21 protein-coding genes and 1 pseudogene are annotated in these 19,727 nt (G+C 63.9%); 17 read left to right on the plus strand and 5 right to left on the minus strand.

Annotation, left to right across the window (positions count from 1 at the left end):
• The first annotated feature begins 22 nt into the window (after nucleotides 1-22).
• The 17 genes from OVA12_RS00665 (at nucleotide 23) to OVA12_RS00740 (ending at nucleotide 12,876) form a co-directional block, all read left to right on the plus strand.
• Nucleotides 23-721 (plus strand): hypothetical protein, encoded by a 699-nt coding sequence (locus OVA12_RS00665; RefSeq protein ID WP_268133721.1) that lies wholly within the window; start codon nucleotides 23-25, stop codon nucleotides 719-721.
• Between the two features lie 172 nt (nucleotides 722-893).
• On the plus strand, nucleotides 894-1,211 hold the full coding sequence (locus tag OVA12_RS00670; protein ID WP_268133645.1) for a phage baseplate protein: 318 nt from the start codon (nucleotides 894-896) through the stop codon (nucleotides 1,209-1,211).
• Complete coding sequence (locus OVA12_RS00675; RefSeq protein ID WP_268133722.1) at nucleotides 1,211-2,407, plus strand: baseplate J/gp47 family protein; 1,197 nt, start codon at nucleotides 1,211-1,213, stop codon at nucleotides 2,405-2,407. The genes OVA12_RS00670 and OVA12_RS00675 overlap by 1 nt, the downstream gene beginning before the upstream one ends.
• Nucleotides 2,408-2,424: 17 nt before the next feature.
• Nucleotides 2,425-3,084: a phage tail protein gene (locus tag OVA12_RS00680; protein WP_268133648.1), complete on the plus strand. Its 660-nt coding sequence runs from the start codon at nucleotides 2,425-2,427 to the stop codon at nucleotides 3,082-3,084.
• A gap of 9 nt (nucleotides 3,085-3,093) precedes the next feature.
• On the plus strand, nucleotides 3,094-3,930 hold the full coding sequence (locus OVA12_RS00685; protein WP_268133649.1) for a phage tail-collar fiber domain-containing protein: 837 nt from the start codon (nucleotides 3,094-3,096) through the stop codon (nucleotides 3,928-3,930).
• A 45-nt stretch (nucleotides 3,931-3,975) separates the two neighbouring features.
• Entirely contained in the window at nucleotides 3,976-4,377 is a 402-nt protein-coding gene (locus OVA12_RS00690; RefSeq protein WP_268133723.1) for a hypothetical protein, read from the plus strand.
• Nucleotides 4,377-5,249 (plus strand): glycine-rich domain-containing protein, encoded by an 873-nt coding sequence (locus OVA12_RS00695; protein ID WP_268133724.1) that lies wholly within the window; start codon nucleotides 4,377-4,379, stop codon nucleotides 5,247-5,249. Before OVA12_RS00690 ends, OVA12_RS00695 begins: the two co-directional genes overlap by 1 nt.
• Nucleotides 5,250-5,569: 320 nt before the next feature.
• The gene (locus OVA12_RS00700) at nucleotides 5,570-6,010 is read left to right on the plus strand and encodes a hypothetical protein (RefSeq protein ID WP_268133651.1); all 441 of its coding nucleotides are present in this window, start codon (nucleotides 5,570-5,572) and stop codon (nucleotides 6,008-6,010) included.
• Nucleotides 6,007-6,243, plus strand: a complete 237-nt coding sequence (locus OVA12_RS00705; RefSeq protein WP_268133725.1) for a hypothetical protein — start codon at nucleotides 6,007-6,009, stop codon at nucleotides 6,241-6,243. The genes OVA12_RS00700 and OVA12_RS00705 overlap by 4 nt, the downstream gene beginning before the upstream one ends.
• Before the next feature lie 17 nt (nucleotides 6,244-6,260).
• The gene (locus tag OVA12_RS00710) at nucleotides 6,261-6,518 is read left to right on the plus strand and encodes a hypothetical protein (protein WP_268133653.1); all 258 of its coding nucleotides are present in this window, start codon (nucleotides 6,261-6,263) and stop codon (nucleotides 6,516-6,518) included.
• 65 nt (nucleotides 6,519-6,583) lie between these two features.
• Nucleotides 6,584-7,843 carry a hypothetical protein gene (locus OVA12_RS00715; RefSeq protein WP_268133726.1) on the plus strand — a complete coding sequence of 420 codons (1,260 nt, stop codon included), beginning with the start codon at nucleotides 6,584-6,586 and terminating at the stop codon, nucleotides 7,841-7,843.
• Entirely contained in the window at nucleotides 7,840-8,298 is a 459-nt protein-coding gene (locus tag OVA12_RS00720; RefSeq protein ID WP_268133727.1) for a hypothetical protein, read from the plus strand. The genes OVA12_RS00715 and OVA12_RS00720 overlap by 4 nt, the downstream gene beginning before the upstream one ends.
• A gap of 145 nt (nucleotides 8,299-8,443) precedes the next feature.
• Nucleotides 8,444-8,635, plus strand: a complete 192-nt coding sequence (locus OVA12_RS23925; protein ID WP_442793795.1) for a Com family DNA-binding transcriptional regulator — start codon at nucleotides 8,444-8,446, stop codon at nucleotides 8,633-8,635.
• A complete protein-coding gene (locus OVA12_RS00725; RefSeq protein WP_268133728.1) occupies nucleotides 8,613-9,530 on the plus strand; it encodes a DNA methyltransferase in 918 nt (305 codons plus the stop codon). The genes OVA12_RS23925 and OVA12_RS00725 overlap by 23 nt, the downstream gene beginning before the upstream one ends.
• A gap of 19 nt (nucleotides 9,531-9,549) precedes the next feature.
• Nucleotides 9,550-10,197: a hypothetical protein gene (locus tag OVA12_RS00730; RefSeq protein WP_268133729.1), complete on the plus strand. Its 648-nt coding sequence runs from the start codon at nucleotides 9,550-9,552 to the stop codon at nucleotides 10,195-10,197.
• Between the two features lie 337 nt (nucleotides 10,198-10,534).
• Nucleotides 10,535-11,347 carry a thermonuclease family protein gene (locus OVA12_RS00735; RefSeq protein ID WP_268133730.1) on the plus strand — a complete coding sequence of 271 codons (813 nt, stop codon included), beginning with the start codon at nucleotides 10,535-10,537 and terminating at the stop codon, nucleotides 11,345-11,347.
• 80 nt (nucleotides 11,348-11,427) lie between these two features.
• The gene (locus OVA12_RS00740; RefSeq protein ID WP_326493875.1) at nucleotides 11,428-12,876 is read left to right on the plus strand and encodes a M48 family metalloprotease; all 1,449 of its coding nucleotides are present in this window, start codon (nucleotides 11,428-11,430) and stop codon (nucleotides 12,874-12,876) included.
• Between the two features lie 227 nt (nucleotides 12,877-13,103).
• Here the strand turns inward: OVA12_RS00740 and OVA12_RS00745 are convergent, their stop codons facing one another.
• The 5 genes and pseudogenes from OVA12_RS00745 to OVA12_RS00765 form a co-directional block, all read right to left on the minus strand.
• Nucleotides 13,104-13,973, minus strand: a complete 870-nt coding sequence (locus OVA12_RS00745) for an RNA polymerase factor sigma-32 (protein WP_268133731.1) — start codon at nucleotides 13,971-13,973, stop codon at nucleotides 13,104-13,106.
• Nucleotides 13,974-14,383: 410 nt separating this feature from the next.
• Nucleotides 14,384-14,968: a CarD family transcriptional regulator gene (locus tag OVA12_RS00750; protein ID WP_268133732.1), complete on the minus strand. Its 585-nt coding sequence runs from the start codon at nucleotides 14,966-14,968 to the stop codon at nucleotides 14,384-14,386.
• A 416-nt stretch (nucleotides 14,969-15,384) separates the two neighbouring features.
• On the minus strand, nucleotides 15,385-15,723 hold the full coding sequence (gene fdxA, locus OVA12_RS00755; RefSeq protein WP_268133733.1) for a ferredoxin FdxA: 339 nt from the start codon (nucleotides 15,721-15,723) through the stop codon (nucleotides 15,385-15,387).
• A gap of 189 nt (nucleotides 15,724-15,912) precedes the next feature.
• Nucleotides 15,913-16,323: an RNA-binding S4 domain-containing protein gene (locus tag OVA12_RS00760; RefSeq protein WP_442793834.1), complete on the minus strand. Its 411-nt coding sequence runs from the start codon at nucleotides 16,321-16,323 to the stop codon at nucleotides 15,913-15,915.
• Between the two features lie 38 nt (nucleotides 16,324-16,361).
• A pseudogene (locus tag OVA12_RS00765) lies at nucleotides 16,362-19,509 on the minus strand (helicase-related protein).
• Nucleotides 19,510-19,727: the final 218 nt, after the last annotated feature.

Here is a 19,727-nt window from a genome sequence, read left to right on the forward strand (position 1 = left end):
ATTGTGAGCCGAGGTTTTGTTCATGACGCGCGCATATGTTTATGTCGTTGAAAGTCCAAGCCCAGATGATTTGTTTGATGGCAGAACCGAAGGACGAGCGCTCTGCGAGGCCTTTTCTTTATCGGAAATAAAACATAGCTACACAGTCTGTTTAGATTATGAAAATTTAATGAAAGCATTTCAAATCGGGGCAGATTCAAGATTTTTAAGTGAATTTCTTAGACATCAAAAATCGGATACACGAGATAAGTTCGTTCCAATAGTTCATATTAGCGCGCACGGGACCGAGGATGGTATAGTTTTATCATGCGGCCATCATGTCAGCTGGGCTGATTTGCGATTATTGCTTAAGCCAATTAATGATGCAATGCCGAATGGACTACTTGTTTGCTTTTCGTCATGTAAGGGAGGGCGCAGCGTCGCCCTATCTATGACGTTAGAGGCAGAGAGGCCGTTCTTTGCGTGCGGGGGGTCACTATCTGACGTGCATTGGCACGACGCCCTTGTTGGATTTATAACATTTTACCATCACCTATTCACTGGATCGACGATTCAAAATGCAGTCGATGCGATGAAAATAGCATCTACGCATAATGATTTCTTTTTTGAAGTCGGGATAATAACAAAGAAGAAATTCATTGATTATGTAAATACATCTAAGCTTGTGAACTCGTCGTCGACTTTTGGTGGGATTTTTGATTTTCCTCGTACAGGCGACTAACCTTTGACACGGAACTGTTCCGTAACTTCACTCATCCGTCTTCTCTATTATGCCGACATCAGTTCCTGCGCGGGCTCATGTCGGCATGTTTGTTTCAAACGCTCCCCTTCGCCCAAATGACCTTCACTGGCAGCACCGGGTGCAACCTGGACCGGCCGGGGCATGGGGAACAGTGGTCACCGGGATTGATGATCTCGAACAGGCCATCCGCATCATCACGCTGACGCCGAGACTTTCGGTGCCAACAGAGCCGGACAAGTTCTGCGATGCGCTGGCCTTCATCGACCGCCCGCCGGCGATTGCCATTCCGCGCATCGCACAGGAAATCTTCGACAGCCTGACCCGCTGGGAGCCGCGCCTCAAGGTCGAGCGTGTCGAGGTCGAGGCGGTGGCATTTCATCATTTCAAGGTTCCCGTGTTCTGGCGGCCGCGTGAAGACGTGCTGGCAGACCTTCGGCGCACGGACGTTATCCTGCGGGAGGCGGCGTGATGGTGGACCTGGTCAAAAGCACATCGCCGCGCGAACTGATTGCCCGGGGTGCGCCCAAGCTGTTTCTGACGTCTGCAAAGGACTGGAAGGAAAAGCTGGTCGCCTGGTTCGAGACCGATCCGCAAGGACCCCGGCGCAAGCTTTATCCTGCCCAGGTCGAGCAGGTGCTGATCGATCTTTTGTCATACGGCTTCTCCCTTCTGGGACGCGAGGCGCAGTTTGCATCCGAACAACGGTGGCTGCTGTTCGCAGTCGGCCAACATCTGGACGTGGCTGCGGCGAACAACTCGACGTTCAGGCTGAAGGCCCAGCCGGCGACCTGCCGTGTTCGCGCCACGCTCAGCGCCCCTGCCTTGGCCCAGACCCTGATTGGCAAGGCCGGCGACACGCTTGCCGCCGGCACTGTCGTCTTCAGGCTCGACAGCGCGATCGTCATTGCAGCCGGCCAGACTGCGGGGGAAGCCATCGCCACGGCGCAGGTTCCCGGCGTTACCGGAAACGGGTTCCTGCCCGGCCAGGTGCGTGGCCAGATCCGGCTTCCGGGTAGCGGTGCAACCGGTGGTGCTGCGGCAAGCGGGCTCGGCAATGCCGACCTGGTCAACATCAGTGAAACAGCTGGCGGGACAGAGGAGGAAGGCGACGAGGCCTTGCGCGAACGTGCCATGAACGCACATGAGCGGATCTCCAAGGCCGGCCCCCGTGAAAGCTATCGTCAGCAGGCCCGGGCCTATTCGCCCGCGATTGCAGATGTTGCCGTGATCCGTCCAGCGCCGGGCCAGATCCACCTTTACGTGCTGATGAGTGATGGCGTGCCGGCGCCGGCCTTTCTGGACGGGCTGAAGAACTGGCTCGATCCGCTGCAAAAGCGGCCGCAGGGCGATGCCCTGTCTGTCTTTGCCGCCGAGGCTGTCACCTTTTCGATCTCCGGGACGGGCCGGGCCGCTGGCGAGCTGAGCGAGGCGCGAAGCCGGCTGGAAGCCAGGCTCACGGAAGCCGCCGCCATCTGGTCACGCAAGCTCGGCGATTACATGGCCCTGTCCGCGCTGACCTGTGCCGCGCGTGCCGTTGAGGGCATCACCGATGTGGACCTCGATTTCGCAGGCTTGCCGGGCACCGGCCCGGCAGCCCGCCAACTGGCCGAACATCAGTTTGCCGTTCTGACCGGTGTCAGCCTGACGATGCAGGCAGCCGGGTAGGCGGGCGGAGGCTCGCCATGACAGAGCGCCGTTTTCCCGAGAGCCTGATCCCGCCGGGCATCAATGACGAGCGCTCGCGCGCGATCCTTGGCGCTTTCGAGACCATGGCCGGCGAGTTTGATTTCGCTCGCCTGTTGATGCGTCAGTCCCGAGAAATGCCGGCAGAGGTCCTGCCCCTGGCGATCGCCGAACGGTCGCTCGAAGAGTTCCTTGACCCGGACGGCAGTCCGGAACCGGCTGTCCGCAAGCTGATCGATCTGGCCTTTGTGCTGCACGAAACCAAGGGCACGGATGCGGGCGTTCTGGCTGCACTGGCAGCGTTCGGCCTCGATGCCGAAATCCTGCAATGGTTCGACCGGACCCCGGCCGGACCGCATGACACGCATACGATCACGGTCGATGCCAGCCAGGACATTTTCGGCGACGGTGATCTGTGGGCAGGACGGGTGTTTCGCCAGGTCTGGCGGGTTGTCGATGCCATGAAACGCTGGAGCCAGGAAACCGGCTTGCAGATGGCAGCCACAGCACGGGCACCCGCCTATGCCGCCGTCTTTCCCATGACGCGGATCAATGTCGTGGCCCTGCCGTTTGTTTTCGATCCGCCGGTTGCCTCCGGGCACCTGCGCGCCGGCGTCTCGCCACTGACCCGCCTTTCCATCATCGCCCGCGCTGCCTGAGGACGCAACATGCCGACCTATTCCATTCTGACCACCAGGGGCAAAAACAAGGAGGCGCAGGCGCTGGCGACCGGCACGGCGCTGGTCGTCACGCATCTGGCGTTTGGCAATGGCGACTACGCCCCGACCGGCGGTGAAACCAGCCTGCAGAGCGAGGTCGTGCGCAAGCCGGTGCAGGCCTCCGGGACCGTCAATGGTGCGCCGAACACGGCGTTCTTTGATTGCCTGCTGGAGGCGGAAGACGGTCCCTACACCATCCGCGAAGGGGGATTGTTCGACCAGGATGGCGACCTGATTGCCATCATCAAATACGATCCGCCGGTGAACAAGCCGGTGCCGGCATCGGGCCAGACCGTCGAAGCCCTGATGCGGGCGCATGTGGTGTTTTCCGACCTTGCCAATCTGGTGATCCGGATCAACGCGATCAACGCCTTTGTGGCGGCCGAACGCCGCGTCGATACGGGCACAGGCCTGAAGGGTGGCGGTGATCTGTCGCAGGATCGCACGCATGAACTGGACGTCCCTGGACTGCCGTCAATCACGGGCGCAAATGTTGACCTGGCAGCTGATCTTCTGATCCTGCATGACACGTCCGCCGCTGCCCCGCGAAAGCTGACACCGGCAGCCCTGTCCGCTGCCCTGCAGATTGATGAGCGTATCGCGGATGCGATCAGCGCCTTACCCGACGACACCGTGCTGGAGTTTGCAACCCTGCCCGAACACAGCGCGGGCGAGATTGCGACCAAGGCGGCGCATCCGGCCGGTGTCAAACAGATGATTGCGGCAGCGCTTGCCGCGCTGCCGGACCCGGGCGACGCGCTCTACCGCTTCGAGACCCTGGCTTAACCCCCTGTTTCAGTCCTTGTTTCCCTCTGGCTTGAGGAGCCCTTCATGGCCACATCCCCCCAGTTTACCGGTGTGCCCTTGTACGGTGCGGCCGTCGTGTCGACCGCAAACACCAACCGTGACGGTAGCGGTACACTCGCGACCATCCTGACCATGCCGGTATCCGGTGGCCGCATCGATCGCGCTGTCATCAAGGCGACAGGCAACACCACGGCCGGAATGGTTCGCCTGTTCGTGCACGACGGCACATCCGCCCGCTGCATCGCCGAGATCCCGGTTCCGGCAATTGCGGTGAGTGCGACGGTTGCCTCGTTTGAATGCGTTGTCGATTTCTCGACCTCATCGGCCAGCGCCTATGGCCTGGTTCTGCCGGCTGGTCACTCGTTGAGAGCATCCACCCATCTGGCGGAAGTGTTCCATCTGACGGCGTTTGGGGGGGCATTCTGATGGCGAACTTCGGTTTGAACGGCTTTCCGCGTGGCAGCTTTCTTCGCAAGGCCGCCGGTCAGGCAGCAGAGGGCGCGCCTGGTTTCCTTGCTGGTGGCAGCAACGGTAGCATTTCGCTTTTGACACTCACCAGGTCTGCCGGGCTTGGCCAGGACGTGTTCGGTATCGGTCAGTATCGCGTCATCGCTGGGACCAGCGCATTTGTTGTTCCTGAGGGAGTGACCAGCTTGCGGGTCCGGGCAAGGGGCGCAGGCGGCGGCGGTGGTGCCGGCGGCAAGACCGGGAACAACACGCGCGGCGGTGGCGGTGGCGGCGGCGGCGGATTTGGTACGGGCGTCTTCACCGTTGTGCCGGGGCAGTCGATCACCGTCACCATCGGCGCGGGCGGCGCCGGGGGCGCAGGGGCAACCGGTGGCAATGGCACGGCCGGGGGCACGACGAGCTTTGGTGCAATGCTCTCAGTCACCGGCGGCGCCGGGGGCACAGGCGGGGCAACAACGGGGGCTGGCGGCGCGGGCGGCGCCTCTGTCGGCGGCCAGGTCAATGTTCCAGGCGGCGCAGGTGGCAACGGCGGTTCGGCAGCTGGCGGATCCGGTGCCGGTGGCGGCGCGGCAGGAAGTCCGCTTGGCGCCGGGGGCATTGGCGGCAATGGCGCTGCAGATACAAACACGCGCGGCGGCGGCGGTGGCGGCGGCGCGGCCGCAAACGCCGGCGGCAGCGTCAATGCCACATCCGGCACCAGCGGGGCCGGCAGGGGGCGGTGTTGGCGGACCTGGATTGCCTTCACCTCAACCCGGTCCGAATGCCGACGGCATCGTCCAGGCAACAGGCGCTGGCGTCAGTGCTGCCCGGGGCTACGTTCCCCGCTTTGAGACCGACCTTGAAAGCAGCTCAGGTGGCTATGGCTCAGCCGCGCCGGGGACAGCGGGTGCAACTGCGGACGCGGGTGGCGGATCGGGCGGCGGCCGCGGCGCGGACGGCAATCCTCCTACATCCGGCGGTCAAGGCCGTGGCGGGGGCGCAGGCGGCGGCGGCGCTGGCGGCGCGACCTATGTCGGCGCGGCCGGAGGCAACGCTTTGTTTGGTCACGGCGGGGGCGGCGGCGGTTCTTCGCAATCATCCAACGGCGGTGACGGCGGAAGCGGCGGCAACGGCTTCGTGATTGTCGAATGGTGAAACGGAGAACGGAAAGATGACCAGATTTGCACGGATCATTGAGGCGGTCGCCGTGGATGTGGTGACCCAGGACCCGACTGCGTTGTTCCATCCGGAAATTGCTGCCCAGTTCGAGCCAGTTCCGGACAATGTTGAACGGGGATGGCACCGGACCGGGACCGTCTGGGCTGCTCCGGCGACAGCGGCAACACCTGCGGCGGCAACCATCCCCCGCAAGACCGTCGTGACGCCTCCGGAGTTTCTTCTGCTGTTCACCGCGTCAGAACGCATCGCTATTCGCACAGCCAGGGCAAGCGATCCTGTCGTCGCGGACTGGCTGGCGATCCTTGAGGATCCGCGTCTTTCCGAAGTCGACGTCTCGCGCCCGGCCACTCTGGACGGCCTTGCCTACCTTGCCTCCAAAGGCCTGATCACCCAGGCGCGGGCGGCAGAAATCGCACTGGGAGCGCCGCTGTGAGGACCTTGCTCAACTACATCTACAATCTGCACGTGGCGCTGTCGCAGCTGGCGAACACGCTGCTCGGCGGGGATCCGGACGAGAGCTTGTCGGGCCGGATCGGCAAGTCCATCGATGCCGGAGGCTGGGCCGCCCGTGTGCCGTGGCCGGCGATGGTGCGGCGGCACTGGCTGGCCTCGATCGAGCCTGACGAAGGTGGCAACAGCGCCCTGAGACGGCGCGAACGGGTGTGACAGCGGGAGACATGGGCATGCTGAGATTGAACAGTTCTGCGAGTCTTGCCGAAAGTGCCCCGTGGGCCCCGCTCGGCGACTTCCTGTTGCAGGTTGACCAGCCGGATCGGACGACCGTCGAAATCCATGCCCGGCTCGCAACTGATGCGCCATGGGTCATCATGGGCGCTATCCGGGAGGGTGGCGCCCGCATCCTGCGCATGGATGCGGTCACCGAAGTGAAGATCCTGAGCCGAAATCCGACCGGGTTGCCGGTCAGGGTCTGGAGCGACTGACGATGGGCGTCCCGAGACCGCTTGCAATCATGTCCGCCGGAACGTCTGACTTCGGGATCAGGCCATTGATCAGTTGCGATTGTTCGGCCCGAGCCATCGCAACACAGTATCCATTCTGGATGCGCCGGTTCCAGTTCGCGGCAGACTTCATCAAGGGGCATGCGCTGATCGGCGGGCGGCGCGTGACGATGGCTGAGATCGACGCCAGACACACGCGTCTTTCGGTTCGCCGCGCCGCAGACACATCCGGCGTGTCACGCGAGTTCAGTGATGGCGCAATGGCCTTGACGGATAGAGGCTTTGACAGCCGGGAACCTTGGACGAACCTTGTCCCCAACCCGTTCAATCCGCGCGCCTGGACCATCGTCAACACGAACAATACCGCCGAAGCCGGAAACTTTCTCGGCATGTCGAGCGCGGTCCGTGTGGCTTCGCAGGGACTGACTTACGGGCGGGTGCAGTCCCTGCTGGATGTACCACTTGTTGTCGGTCAGGTGTATTCGGCGCGAGCCCTCTACGCGGCCGGCTCGTCACCTCAGATGCGCTCCGGCATTCGCTCTGCGGCCGAGTCCAATCGGGCGTCGCTGGTAACTGGCCCGGTCGGGGCAGCTGCCATAGCTGGAGCCACAACGATGGTGACCATCAACGCGGTCAGGAACATCAGTTACGGGGCAGGCCTGTACGAAGTTCAGTACACGTTCACCGCCCATGAGCCGATCAATGTGACGTTCGAGATCGGCCCGAACATCGGCACGCCTGGCCAGGACGTCGTGGCGATCGCCGGACAGGTTACGCCCACGCCGTACCAGATGCCGTGGGGGGCAGGCAGTGTTGATGGCGACAGTCTGGTGATCTCTGCGGCGGACGCTGGCCTGGTTTTCAACCCGGTTGCCGACGCAAAGACCCTTGTCATGGTTTGGCGCGGCACGGCGACTGAAAGTTCCGTCACCTTCGCCCATTTGCTGCAGGCTCGAAGCAGTGCCGGCAACCTCTTTTTGCAGTATCGCAAGGATCAGAACTACCGTCTCGACCTGAACAGCGGCAGCGGGACCAGCACGCGCGGTCTGGCCGGTGCGCTTGGATCCGAGCAGGCCTTCGTGGTGGCCTGGAGGCCGGACGGCACATGGCTCACGGTCGATGCAACGGGCATCTTCACGGGCTCCCGCCCGATGTTCAATGGCGTCCTCGACGGCATTTCCGTTGGCTGTTCTGCGACGGATGGCCGGGGCCGGGTCAACGGCACGCACAAGCTGGCCGCGATCGGAGCGTTTGACAGCTTTTCGACGGCAGATGCGCAGGCCCTTTATGATGTGGTGGCTCGATGACAGGCACGATTGACCATATCCTGCATTTCGCCGGTCCCGAAGCGGTCGACCTTGCCGCTCTTGGGGTCGTTGCAAGCGAGGGGGAGCCGCCTGTTACATTGGCTGATCTCCAGAACCGGGCGGAGGCTGGCGTGTTTGAGGGTTCGGCAGTTGCCGCACGCCGCGTCTACGTGATCGCGGCCGATGCGGTGCATGACGCCGATGGCAAGGAAGTGGAACCGAGGGTCGAAGCGCCGGGCGTCTGGCTGGCTGTCCGGTCCACCGCATTTCTTGCCAACCTGCCGGGGCTGGTTGCAGCATCGGATGCCGAACGCAGAAAGGCCGGCCAGCCCTTCGTGCTCTACATCAATCCGGACTATCCCCTCGAAAGCCTGCGAAAACGCATCACGCCCATGTGGATGGGCACGGATTACGATCTGCAGGCATTGACCGAAGCGGAAGTCATTTCGAACTGATCCGCCCAGGACGGGCGGTCCGGGCCGCGCCAACGGCCCGAACGGCGGGGACCATTCGCAGGCTCCGCCCGGCAGACCGCGAAGGATCACCGCCGCACCCGCTGCTCGCGCGAGCGCCGGCACTGTGGCTGAGTCGGTCCAGACTATGAAAGACATTCGTTGCGGCTGTTGCCGCGCCCTGCTGTTCCGGATGGCGGCCGCGCCATCCGCACCCGCCATCGAGATCAAGTGCCGCCGCTGCGGCACGATCAATCACCTGAGGCCGCCCGAGCCCGCACCTGAGCGCCAAGAGCGCGCAGAGCATGAGGCTCAACATGTCGTCAGGGGCTCTTTATGAGAGTTTCATCTATCCGCCGTTCTCGGTCCTCGATGCGCGGTCGCGCTGGTGGCAGGAGCGCAAACGCCGCTGGATTGCCCTCGGCATCGATAGCGGCAAAGGCCGGCGCGAAAACCTTCTGACCGGCTATGCCGACGCGATGGCCCGTTTCGACCGAATGCAGGGGCGCGAGCCGTCCGAGGCCGGATGGACATCAAAATCGATCTTTGATCCGGTCCTGACCGAACTGCTTGTTGCCTGGTTCTCCCCGGCAGGCGGCCGGATCCTGGACCCGTTTGCAGGCGGATCGGTGCGGGGCATCATTTCTGCACTGCTCGGCCGGTCCTATCTCGGCATCGACATCAGCAGCGAGCAGATTGCCGCCAACCGGGAACAGGCGGCCGCGCTCAATGTCGCCGCCGCCGCCCAATGGAAACAGGGCGACGCCGTCCATCTCTACAAGGCCGGCGTGCGCGGGGCCTTTGACATGATCCTGACCTGTCCGCCTTACGGGGATCTTGAGCGCTACTCGGACGATCCGGCCGATCTTTCGACCATGCCCTATGACCTGTTCCTGGGCGGGTTCCGCCAGGCGGTAAAGAACGCGGCCGCGCGCCTCGCCCAGGATCGCTTCGCGGTCTTTGTGGTCGGCGACTTCCGCGACAAGCAGGGGATCAATCGCGGCTTCGTCGCGGATACGATCGCCGCCTGTAAAGATGCGCAGTTGCAGTTCTATAACGACGGGGTTCTGGTGACGACCGCAGCATCGCTTCCGATGCGGGTTCGAGGACAGTTCGAAGGGTCGCGCAAACTCGGCAAGACCCACCAGAACGTCCTCGTTTTCGTAAAGGGCGACGCCAAACGCGCAACGGAGCAAGTCGGCAATGTCACGCCTTTTAACTTCCCCGATCGTTGAAACCCATCAAGGCGTCGCGGTGGTCCGCGACGACCTCTTGCCGGGCGGAACCAAGGCCCGGATCTTCCGCTCCCTTATGGAGGCGTCACCGGCAACGGAGTTTGTCTACGCCGGGCCGGCGTTCGGGGCGGCGCAGGTCGCATTGGCGGCCGTTGCCTACCAGATGTGCCGGCAGGCCACATTGTTCGTTCCGGCCCGCAAGACGCGCACCCGCTACACGATCGAAGCAGAAAGCTACGGCGCAAGGATCATCGAGGTTCGGCCTGGGTACCTCTCCAATGTCCGTTGCAGGGCAGAAGCCTGGGCGGCCGAACGGGGGGCCATGATGGTGCCGTTCGGCGGCGGATGCCGGACCGAGGCCATTACCGAGGCGGCACAATCCCTGCCGATCGAACCCGATGAAGTGTGGTGTGCGGGCGGAAGCGGCACATTGGCGCGAGCCCTGAAAGTCGCCTGGCCGGAAGCCCAACTGCATGTGGTACGCGTCGGGCGAGAGCTGCCGCATATCCAAGGCGCGACCGTGCATGAGACCGGCCATCCGTTCGAGCGGGCGGTGAAGCCGGATGCGCCGTTCCCGACGCATCCCAACTACGAGGCAAAGGCCTGGGAAATCATGCAAGGGGCACAGCCGTCAGGGCAACGGTTGTTCTGGAACGTCTACGGGTGACAGCCCGAACCACAAACTGCGATCCTCAAACGGCGGCTCAACGGGTCGCCGTTTTTGTTTCGAAGGCGGCACCAAAACGCGAACGAACAAAATGCCCGCACGGTGAACAATCATTTGTGCAATCCTGCGCGCCACTCTGTGCAAAATGAAAAGGCGCGCGACACCGTGGGGGCTGGGGATGACGTGTGGACGGTTGAGACATGCCCTCGGTCCGGGAGGTTGGCCGCCAGGGGCGCGGGTGAAGGGCCTCGCGCGGTTGGCTCTGCGTGCTTTCTGGATGGTTGATGGGCTGATGTTTCATGTCCGCAGGATTGCAGGCCGGATGCGTGATGGCCGAATGCGTGATGGGGTGTGGCGGCGTCAGGCTGGCATGCGCAGGCGCTGTCATCTTGCAGGTGCTGTGGGACCGGTCCTGGCGGGGCTCGTTCTGCTGGGGGCAACCCTTGGCAGCGCTGGCGCCGGGGAGGGGGACTGTGCCGCTGGCGCTGGTGCGCGGGAGAGCGTGCGTGTCGAGGCCGTGATGCCCGATGGCACGCTGAGGCTGGCGGATGGCCGGCAGGTGATGCTGGCCGGCGTTCATGTCAGCGGCGAGGCTGAAAGCCAGCTGGTCGGCAAGCCACTGGAGATCGCGCCCCTGGGGCAGGCGGACCGGTGGGGGCGGCGGACTGTGCTGGGCTGGTCCGGGGAGGGGGAGGCGCTCGTGCAACAGAGCCTCGTCAGCGAAGGTCTTGCGGCCGTCTGGGGCGAGGGCGTTCCTGACGGGTGTGCCGAGGCATTGCTGACGGCAGAAAGCGCGGCCCGGGCGCAGCGAAACGGTCTCTGGGGAGGCTTTGCGGCAGGGGCCGGCCTGCGCTTTACGGCGGCTCGCCCTGAGGTGTTGCAGTCCCGCGCCGGACGGTTCGCAATCGTCGAGGGACGTGTTGAATCGCTTGGAAAAACCCGCGATACCCGGTATTTGAATTTTGGACGTCACTGGGCCACCGACTTTACCGTTACATTCAACAGCAGCATCGAGGGCCAGTTGGCCGCAGCCGGGTTTGATCTGGCGCGGATAGACGGCTCCCGGGTGCGTGTGCGGGGCGTTGTGCTCATGAAGAACGGGCCCCATATCGAAGTGACTGATCCGGCCCAGATTGAATGGGCTGATTGAAATGAAGCGACAGGCGGTGAGTTAAGTTGCCCGTTGAGACGAATGCCCTGGACGAGCCCAAGTGTAAGACCGGACCGGTTGTGCGCCGCCTTTCGCGCGGGCTGACGCTGGCGCTTGGCCTTGTGCTTCTGTCCGGATGCCAGATGCTGGGCGGCAAGTCTGCGTCGGTTGGCGTGGTGACGCCGGGCACGTTGCGTCCGGGGCTGGCCGCCGACATCGGCGAGCGCGAACATCCGCGCGTCGTGGCGACCTATGGCGGCGTCTATGAAGACGCTGGCGCGGAGCGCGCCATTGCCTCCGTCGTCGGCCGGCTGGTGGCCGCATCGGATGACCCCAGCCAAAGCTACCGCATCACCATCCTGAATTCGCCGGCCGTCAACGCCTTCGCGCTGCCGGGTGGCTATCTCTACGTCACGCGCGGCCTGCTGGCGCTGGCGACCGACACATCGGAAGTGGCGGCGGTGCTGGCGCATGAAATGGCGCATGTGACCGCCAATCACGCCATCGAACGCCAGCAGAAGGCAGAAGCGGCGGAACTCGCCAACCGCGTTGTCTCCAACGTGGTGCGCGACCCTGAGCGCGCCCGCGAGGCTGTGCTGTCGTCGCAGCTGTCCTTCGCGCGGTTCTCGCAGGTGCAGGAACTGCAGGCCGACGTGGTGGGCGTGAAGACCCTGGCTGGCGCGGGCTTTGATCCCTTTGCCGCGGCCCGGTTCCTGTCGTCCATGTCGCAGTTTGCGGCCTTGCAGAATGCGCGCAAGGATGGCTCCAGCGCGCCGGACTTCCTGTCCTCGCATCCGACAACACCGGAACGCGTGACGCTGGCCGTGCAGGCGGCGCGGCAGGTCGGCGCGCCGGGCATCGGCGAGCGGGACCGCACAGCCTATCTGTCGAGCATCGACGGCATGCTGTTTGGCGATGATCCGCTGGAAGGCTTCGTGCGTGGCCGCGACTTCCTGCACAAGGCGCTTGGAATCGGCTTCTCGGTTCCGGCGGGCTATGTGTTGGAGAATTCGCCCGAGGCGGTGCTGGCCAGCAACGGCGCGGGCACGGCGATGCGCTTTGATGGCGCTGACCTCACCGGTTACGACGACCTGCGCAAATACATGACCGCCGGCTGGATCAACGGCCTGATCCCGGAAAGCGTGCGCGAGACGACGATCAACGGGCTGCCCGGAGTGGTCGGCTCGGCGATCACGCAAGGCTGGTCGTTCCGGATTGCGGTCGTCCGCATCGGCCGCAACGGCTATCGCTTCATCTTCGCCAGCCGCGACCCCAATGCGGCTTTCAATGCCGAATACGAGACAACGATCCAGAGTTTCCGCCAGCTGACGCCGACCGAGCGGGCGCGGCTGCAGTCGCTGCGCATCAAGGTGGTGAAGAGCCAGCCCGGCGACACGGCGCGTCAGCTCGCCATCGGCATGGGCGGCATCGAACCGTCGCGGCGGCTGGAGTTCTTCTCGGTGCTGAACGGCTTTGGCCCGGATGAGGAAATCCCGGCCGGCACGGCTGTGAAGCTGGTGGTCGACTGAAGGTAAAACAAAAAGCCGGACCCTGGGTCCGGCTTCAGTTTGATGTGATAGCGGGCATTTTTCTCGTTCGTCATGGTCGGGCTTGTCCCGACCATCTGCAAGCCATTGATTTGCATAGATCCTCGGCACAAGGCCGAGGATGACGAGGGAGAGGTTTCAGGTTTGTCACCAGTCTGAGCCGGACCACTGGGTCCGGCTTTTTCTTTTCGTCTTGTAAAGCGCCCGCCTCAGCGCATGAAGGCGAGCCGGTCCGGCTGGATCTTCAGGAGCGCGGCGCGCAGCTTTTCCAGCGCGCGGTTTTCGATCTGCCGGACACGTTCCTTGGAAATGCCCATGGTCTGGCCGATGGCCTCCAGCGTTGCGCTGTCGTCCTTCAGCCTGCGTTCCTCGAGCACACGGCGTTCGCGCTCGGTGAGCACGCTCATGGCGGAGCGGAGCCAGTGGCGCTGGCGTTCACCGTCGATGTTGTCGCTGACCAGCTCCTCCGGAAGGGGAGCGTCGGAGACCAGGAAATCCTGCCGATCAGCGGTGCCGCCTTCGGCCTCGTTCAGCGGCGCGTTGAGCGAGGTATCGGGGCCGGACAGGCGCGCGGCCATCATGTCGACATCGGAGGTGCGCACGCCGAGGGTCTCGGCGATCTTGCGGTGCATCTCGTTGTCGCCGATGCCCTCGTTTTCTGCCGCAAGCTTGGCGCGCAGGCGCCGCAGGTTGAAGAACAGGGCCTTCTGGGTCGAGGATGTGCCACCACGGACGATGGACCAGTTGCGCAGGATGTAGTCCTGGATCGAAGCGCGGATCCACCAGGTGGCATAGGTCGAGAAGCGGACCTCGCGCTCCGGCTCGAACCGTGAGGCGGCTTCCAGCAGGCCGACGTGGCCTTCCTGAATGAGATCGCTCATCGACAGGCCGAAGCTGCGGAAGCGCGACGCCACCGCAATGACCAGGCGCATGTGCGACAGCGACAGGCGTTCAAGGGCCTTTTGATCGCCCTCCGAGCGCCATTTCACCGCCAGCTCGTGTTCTTCCTCGCGGGTCAGATAGGGCGCGGACATTGCGGCCTTGACCAGGTGCCGCCGGTCGCTGATCGATGCAGACATGATGGCATCGCTCCTCATCGTTTGCTGATCCATGTACGCCGTCTCATCGACAGTAGATCAATCGCACGCGATGAATCTGGCCTCCACGGCCTCACATTTCCGGCACTTCAGCCGTGGCGGGACGTCGCAGGCTGACAGGATGGAACCGCGGCGGGGGCTGGCGCCCGGGTTGCCAGACTGATCGTGCCTGCATCGCCGTCATCCCGGCCAAACGAAGCGCCGAGCCGGGACCGGAGAGTTGAGGTCTGCTTTTTTCAAAGAGCTGGATGCGGAAACGCTTTGGCTCTCCGGTCCCGGATCTCCGCTTCGCTCTCGTCCGGGATGACGAATGGGGTCCGTCAGAAAGCAAAAAGGCCCGGCAGGGGTCTGCCGGGCCTCCGAAAGATAGGAAAGGTGCGCTGACCGGTGGATCAGGCGGCCTCTTCCTGGTCGCCATCGGTCTCGTCGTCGACGCCATCGAGCGCCTTGGCGCGGGCCGGGGTCTTGGCGAGGTTCTGCTCGATCTGCTTGACGGCTTCCGTCTCGGTGCACTTGTTCACGGCCGCGATTTCGCGGGCCATGCGGTCGAGGGCAGCTTCATAGAGCTGGCGTTCGGAGTAGGACTGTTCCGGCTGGGTGTCGGAGCGATACAGATCGCGCACGACTTCGGAAATGGCCAGCAGGTCGCCAGAGTTGATCTTGGCTTCGTATTCCTGCGCGCGGCGGCTCCACATGGTGCGCTTGACGCGCGGACGGCCGCGGACGGTTTCCAGGGCCTTCTTGATCGCCGGAGCGTCGGCGAGCTTGCGCATGCCCACGGTCGCGATCTTGGCGACCGGAACGCGCAAGGTCATCTTGTCCTTTTCAAAGCTGATCACCAGCAGTTCCAGCGTGTGGCCGGCGACGCTCTGTTCTTCGATGGCCATGATCTGGCCGACACCATGTGCCGGATAAACGATGTGCTCACCAGTCTTGAAACCCTGACGCTGCGCGGTCTTCTTAGTCATGGTTGCCATACGCCTTGTAACTCCTGCGCAGTTGCCGGCCCTTGGGGCCGTATCATGCCGCCTTGGAGGCGGCACGTGTTTGTGTTGAAACGAAAGCCGGGCGCGCGGAAGCAAGAGAAAGCGCCGCACCAGTCTTTACGTCTATGGATGATCAGTCGTCGGAGACTGCATGCCCCAGCGGGTCGCTTTTCACCTGGTTTACTGTGGCGCGAAGCAATGCCTCACACACAATCCAGTGCTGGACTGCGACCATAAAAAAACCTCCAGTGGGAGGGGGGAGCCAAAGACTGCGACGACAACTTCAGTAAGCTAGCACAAAAACCATGAATTCCAAAGCAGAAAGCGCACAGGCTGAGTCCAGCCCATGCGCCCACCCCCGTTACGCAAGGGCAAGTTTGCAGGATTCACGGTAACCGGCAGCCATGTCAGGCGCCCGTCGGCCCCTTCGGAGAGAAGTGGTTCTCAAGCTTGTTCTTGATGCCGTCGAACTCGGGCGCCTCGGGCAGCGCATCCTTCTTCTCGGTGATATTGGGCCATTTTGCCGCATATTCGGCGTTCAGCTCGATCCACTTCTCGAGGCCGGGCTCGGTGTCCGGCAGGATCGCCTCGGCCGGGCATTCCGGCTCACAGACGCCGCAGTCGATGCACTCGTCCGGGTTGATGACGAGCATGTTCTCGCCCTCGTAGAAGCAATCCACCGGGCAGACTTCGACGCAGTCCGTGTACTTGCACTTGATGCAGTTGTCAGTGACGACGTAGGTCATCGCGATCCTCTTGCTGATGGCCGTCCCATGGGACCGGTTCGCCCGCCCGTTGGTCGCAGGCTTTGGCCAAGGCACCGTTTCTGGGCCGCTTGGGTATCTCGTTTGGCTTTTCCTGGCAAGCAAACTAAGGCGAGACGGGGCGCTGGGAAAGAAAAGGTGATGCGTCTCGTTGCCTCTCCGGGGATCAACTTACTCCGGATCGTCCATTTCGGGCCCCAAACCATCCATCAGCGTGCTGCCGCCGAATTCGGTGAAAGCATCCATGCGCCGGCGATCGCGTTTGGTCGGGCGTCCGGAACCAGGATCACGGGCGGCAACGCGCTGAGGTTTTGCGCCCTGGTCTGCCGGCGCGGGTGGCGGCGTCAGGTCCTTGTAAAGCAGTTGCGCTTCGGGAGCGGGGCCGCGGCGTGTGCCGAGGCCCAGGATCTCCAGCACCAGAACCCGCCGCTCAAGAGCGATGGTCAGCACGTCGCCGACGCGGACGGCCTTGCTGGCGCTGTCGATCTTGTCGCGGTTGACCCGGACATGACCTCCGGTGGCCAGCTTCTGCGCCAGCGTGCGCGACTTCGTGACCCTGGCGAACCAGAGCCACTTGTCGATCCGCTGTGAGGGCTGCGGGCCTGCCGGAGATGCCTGGCTCAGGACTTGCCTTTTTCCATGCTGGCCTTCAGCGCCATCAGGGCGGCGAAGGGCGAGTTCGGATCAATCGGCTTGTCGGCACGCGGGGCACGATCACGGTTGCCCTGATCGCGGTTGCCCTGGTCACGGCCACCCTGGCCCTGCGGCTTGCCACCCTTGCGGTCATCCCGGCGCGGGCCGCCACGACGGTCTTCGCCGCGCGAAGCCCCCTCGGGACGGTTGCCATCGCCACGGCGGCCTTCGGGACGAGCACCATCGCGGGACCCTTCCGGGCCACCTTCGCGCTTGCCCTGATGCGGACGGCGGTCGCCACGGCCCTGGCCACGGCCTTCGCCCTGGCCCTGACCTTGACCCTGGCCGCGATTGCGATCGCCACCACGGCGGGCTTCGCCTTCGGGCTTAGCCACGGCGTTCGCCACGGCCCGGGCGCCAGATGTCGATGGTGACGGTTTCCAGCTCGGGTGCGTCGGCAGAAGCCTCGGCACCCGCATCAGCGGCAGCCGGTTCGACCGGCGTCGCCTCGGCAGCCGGGGCGTCCTGCGAAACCGCGTCGGTTGCCGGGATTTCAGCCGCGACGTCTGCAACTTCGGCGGTCTGTTCGGCCGAGGCTTCCGTCTCGACCGGTGCGGCCTCGGCAACGGCTTCGGCGGCCTTCGCCTTGGCGCTGACCGGGCGCTGGATCTCGCGCTTTTCGGCGCGGTAGCCGAGCGACTTCAGGATCTCGGCGAAGTCCTCGCCGGCGCAGCCGAGCAGCGACGTCATCGCCACGGTGACGGTGAAGGCACCGCCCTGGGCGATGGCACCGTCAGGCGGCGTGATGGTCGGATCGAGCGGCTTCCAGGCGATGAGCGGACGGATCAGGTCGGCCAGACGCTCCAGGATGTCGACGCGCACGGCGCGCGGGCCGCAGACGCGGAAGCCGACGACCTTGTAGAGCGACTTGTCGATCGAGGTGTCCACCGTGATCGAGGTCCGGCCAGAGGCGGAAAGCTGCGGCAGTTCCGCGAGGCCCGGCATGTCCGGGGTGCCATGCTTCAAAGCCCAGAGCTGGGCGAGCAACTGGCTCGGTGCCGGCTTCAGCAGCGCAGGCACATAGATGTTGTAGGCGCCAAAACGCACGCCCAGCTTGCGCATGGAAGCGCGCATGTCCTGGTCGAGCTGACGGATCTCGTTGGCAGCGTCCTGACGCTCGAGAATGCCGAGGCTTTCGTAGATGCGGAAGGCGATGCCACGGGCCAGACCCTCAAGCCCTTCAGCGTCCTTCAGGTCGGTGAGCGGCTTCAGCAGCGTGCCGATGTGCGCCTTGAGCCAGAGATTGACGCGTTCCTGCACCTTGTCCCGGGCCGGGCCGGTCAGGTGTTCGTCCGCGAGCAGAACGAAGCCGGGGGCGAGGGCATCCTCGCCAGCCGTCAGCTTGGCAACCGGTTCACCCTGCCAGCGAATGGTGCCTTCGCTCGACAGGACAAAATCCTCGTTCGGGGCACGACCCAGGCGATCAGCCCGGGTTTCGATCTCGCTCGCCAGCGCCTTCTGGGCTGCGGCGCGAACGGCTTTGCCCTCCGGGCTGTCCGCTACCGCGTCGGGTGCGAAGCGGAAGCCCTGCAGGCGGCCAATATGCTGGCCCTCCACAAGCACGTCTCCGCTCGGCGTGATTTCCGCTTCCAGCATGGCGTTCTCTCTCAAACGTCTCATCAATACGCTTGTCCGCCTGTCAACGAAACGCTGGGTCAAGCGTTCGTGCAAGGCGTCCGACAGTCTGTCTTCTATGCCGCGGGTGATGCCCTGCCAGTAGGCGGGGTCTTTCAGCCAGTCGACACGGTTGGCAACGAAAGTCCAGGTGCGGATGTGCGCAATCCGGTTCGCCAGTGTGTCGATATCACCATCCACCCTGTCTGCGAAAGCCACTTGACGCTGAAACCAGTCATCGTCGACGTGGCCGTTGCGCACGAGCAACGTGTAAAGCTGCGTCAAGAGGTCCGCATGGTTGGCGGGCGCTATCTTCCGGTAGTCCGGAACCTGGCATACATCCCATAGCAGTTCGATGCGTGCCTGTGCACGCGCCATGTCGCGGATGTCGGCATCGCGGGCGGCGTGTTCAAGGGCAAGAATGTCATCGCCGACCGGCGCACGCGTCAGTCCTTCCTCGCGCGGCGGCAGGTCAAGGCTCTCGCGCAGGGCGGTCAGCGAGGAAAAGTCGAGCTGGCTGTTACGCCACTGCAGGACCTTCAGCGAATCGAACCGGTGGCTTTCGATGGCCTCGACGAGGTCATCGTCGAAGGGATCGACGCGGCCCGTGACGCCAAAGGTGCCATCCCGCATGTGCCGGCCCGCGCGGCCTGCAATCTGGGCCATCTCGGACGGATTGAGCGCCCGGTACTGGTAGCCGTCGTATTTGCGGTTGCCGGCAAAGGCGATGTGGTCGACATCCAGATTAAGGCCCATGCCGATGGCATCGGTGGCCACGAGATAGTCGACATCGCCGTTCTGGAACAGTTCGACCTGGGCATTGCGTGTGCGCGGGCTGAGCGAGCCCAGCACCACGGCCGCACCGCCGCGCTGGCGGCGGATCAGCTCGGCGATGGCGTAGACTTCAGAGGCAGAGAAGGCGACCGCAGCCGACCGGCCCGGCAGGCGCGTGATCTTCTTCGAGCCGGCGTAGGTGAGCACCGACATGCGCGGCCGCGTGACCACGTTCAGGCCTGGGATCAGCTTTTCGAGGAGCGGGCGGACAGTTGCCGCGCCCAGCAGCAGCGTCTCGGAGCGTCCACGCAGGTTGAGAATGCGATTGGTGAAGACGTGGCCGCGATCCAGATCGGCGGCGAGCTGCACCTCGTCGATGGCGACAAATTCGGTGTTGAGGTCGAGCGGCATCGCCTCGACCGTGGAGACCCAGAAGCGCGGCGACTTCGGGATGATCTTTTCCTCGCCCGTGATAAGGGCGACGGCTGCCTCGCCCGCGCGGGACACAAGCCGGGTGTAGACCTCTCGCGCAAGAAGGCGAAGCGGCAGGCCGATAAGGCCGGACGGCTGGGCGAGCATCCGCTCGATGGCCAGATGCGTCTTGCCAGTGTTGGTCGGGCCGAGCACCGCGGTCACGGTTCTGGAGCGGGCGGCCGGCGGCAACGGCAGGGTCTTGATCGGAGGCATCGCGGCGGGTGCTTTGTTGCGGCCTTGCAGGTTGATGGTCCATCCGGTCCCGGAAGGGGCGAGCGGTCCGCTGAAGAGGCTGTCCCGCAGGCGGTATCGTCAGGCGGGGAGCCAAGTTGACGGCTGTCTAGCACAGGCCTGACGGCTCTGTCCCCCCTTCATTTTGCTGCCCTTGGGAGAGGTGTTTGACCACACGCGGAACGAGTCTGGAACAAAGC

This window comes from Pannonibacter sp. SL95 (assembly GCF_026672425.1).
Classification (GTDB): domain Bacteria; phylum Pseudomonadota; class Alphaproteobacteria; order Rhizobiales; family Stappiaceae; genus Pannonibacter.

Coding starts and splice junctions, on each gene's coding strand:
- OVA12_RS00665 (WP_268133721.1), top strand. CDS start 23: ATGACGCGCGCATATGTTTATGTCGTTGAAAGTCCAAGCCCAGATGAT.
- OVA12_RS00675 (WP_268133722.1), top strand. CDS start 1,211: ATGGTGGACCTGGTCAAAAGCACATCGCCGCGCGAACTGATTGCCCGG.
- OVA12_RS00680 (WP_268133648.1), top strand. CDS start 2,425: ATGACAGAGCGCCGTTTTCCCGAGAGCCTGATCCCGCCGGGCATCAAT.
- OVA12_RS00685 (WP_268133649.1), top strand. CDS start 3,094: ATGCCGACCTATTCCATTCTGACCACCAGGGGCAAAAACAAGGAGGCG.
- OVA12_RS00690 (WP_268133723.1), top strand. CDS start 3,976: ATGGCCACATCCCCCCAGTTTACCGGTGTGCCCTTGTACGGTGCGGCC.
- OVA12_RS00695 (WP_268133724.1), top strand. CDS start 4,377: ATGGCGAACTTCGGTTTGAACGGCTTTCCGCGTGGCAGCTTTCTTCGC.
- OVA12_RS00700 (WP_268133651.1), top strand. CDS start 5,570: ATGACCAGATTTGCACGGATCATTGAGGCGGTCGCCGTGGATGTGGTG.
- OVA12_RS00710 (WP_268133653.1), top strand. CDS start 6,261: ATGCTGAGATTGAACAGTTCTGCGAGTCTTGCCGAAAGTGCCCCGTGG.
- OVA12_RS00720 (WP_268133727.1), top strand. CDS start 7,840: ATGACAGGCACGATTGACCATATCCTGCATTTCGCCGGTCCCGAAGCG.
- OVA12_RS23925 (WP_442793795.1), top strand. CDS start 8,444: ATGAAAGACATTCGTTGCGGCTGTTGCCGCGCCCTGCTGTTCCGGATG.
- OVA12_RS00725 (WP_268133728.1), top strand. CDS start 8,613: ATGTCGTCAGGGGCTCTTTATGAGAGTTTCATCTATCCGCCGTTCTCG.
- OVA12_RS00735 (WP_268133730.1), top strand. CDS start 10,535: ATGCGTGATGGGGTGTGGCGGCGTCAGGCTGGCATGCGCAGGCGCTGT.
- OVA12_RS00745 (WP_268133731.1), bottom strand. CDS start 13,973: ATGTCTGCATCGATCAGCGACCGGCGGCACCTGGTCAAGGCCGCAATG.
- OVA12_RS00750 (WP_268133732.1), bottom strand. CDS start 14,968: ATGGCAACCATGACTAAGAAGACCGCGCAGCGTCAGGGTTTCAAGACT.
- fdxA (WP_268133733.1), bottom strand. CDS start 15,723: ATGACCTACGTCGTCACTGACAACTGCATCAAGTGCAAGTACACGGAC.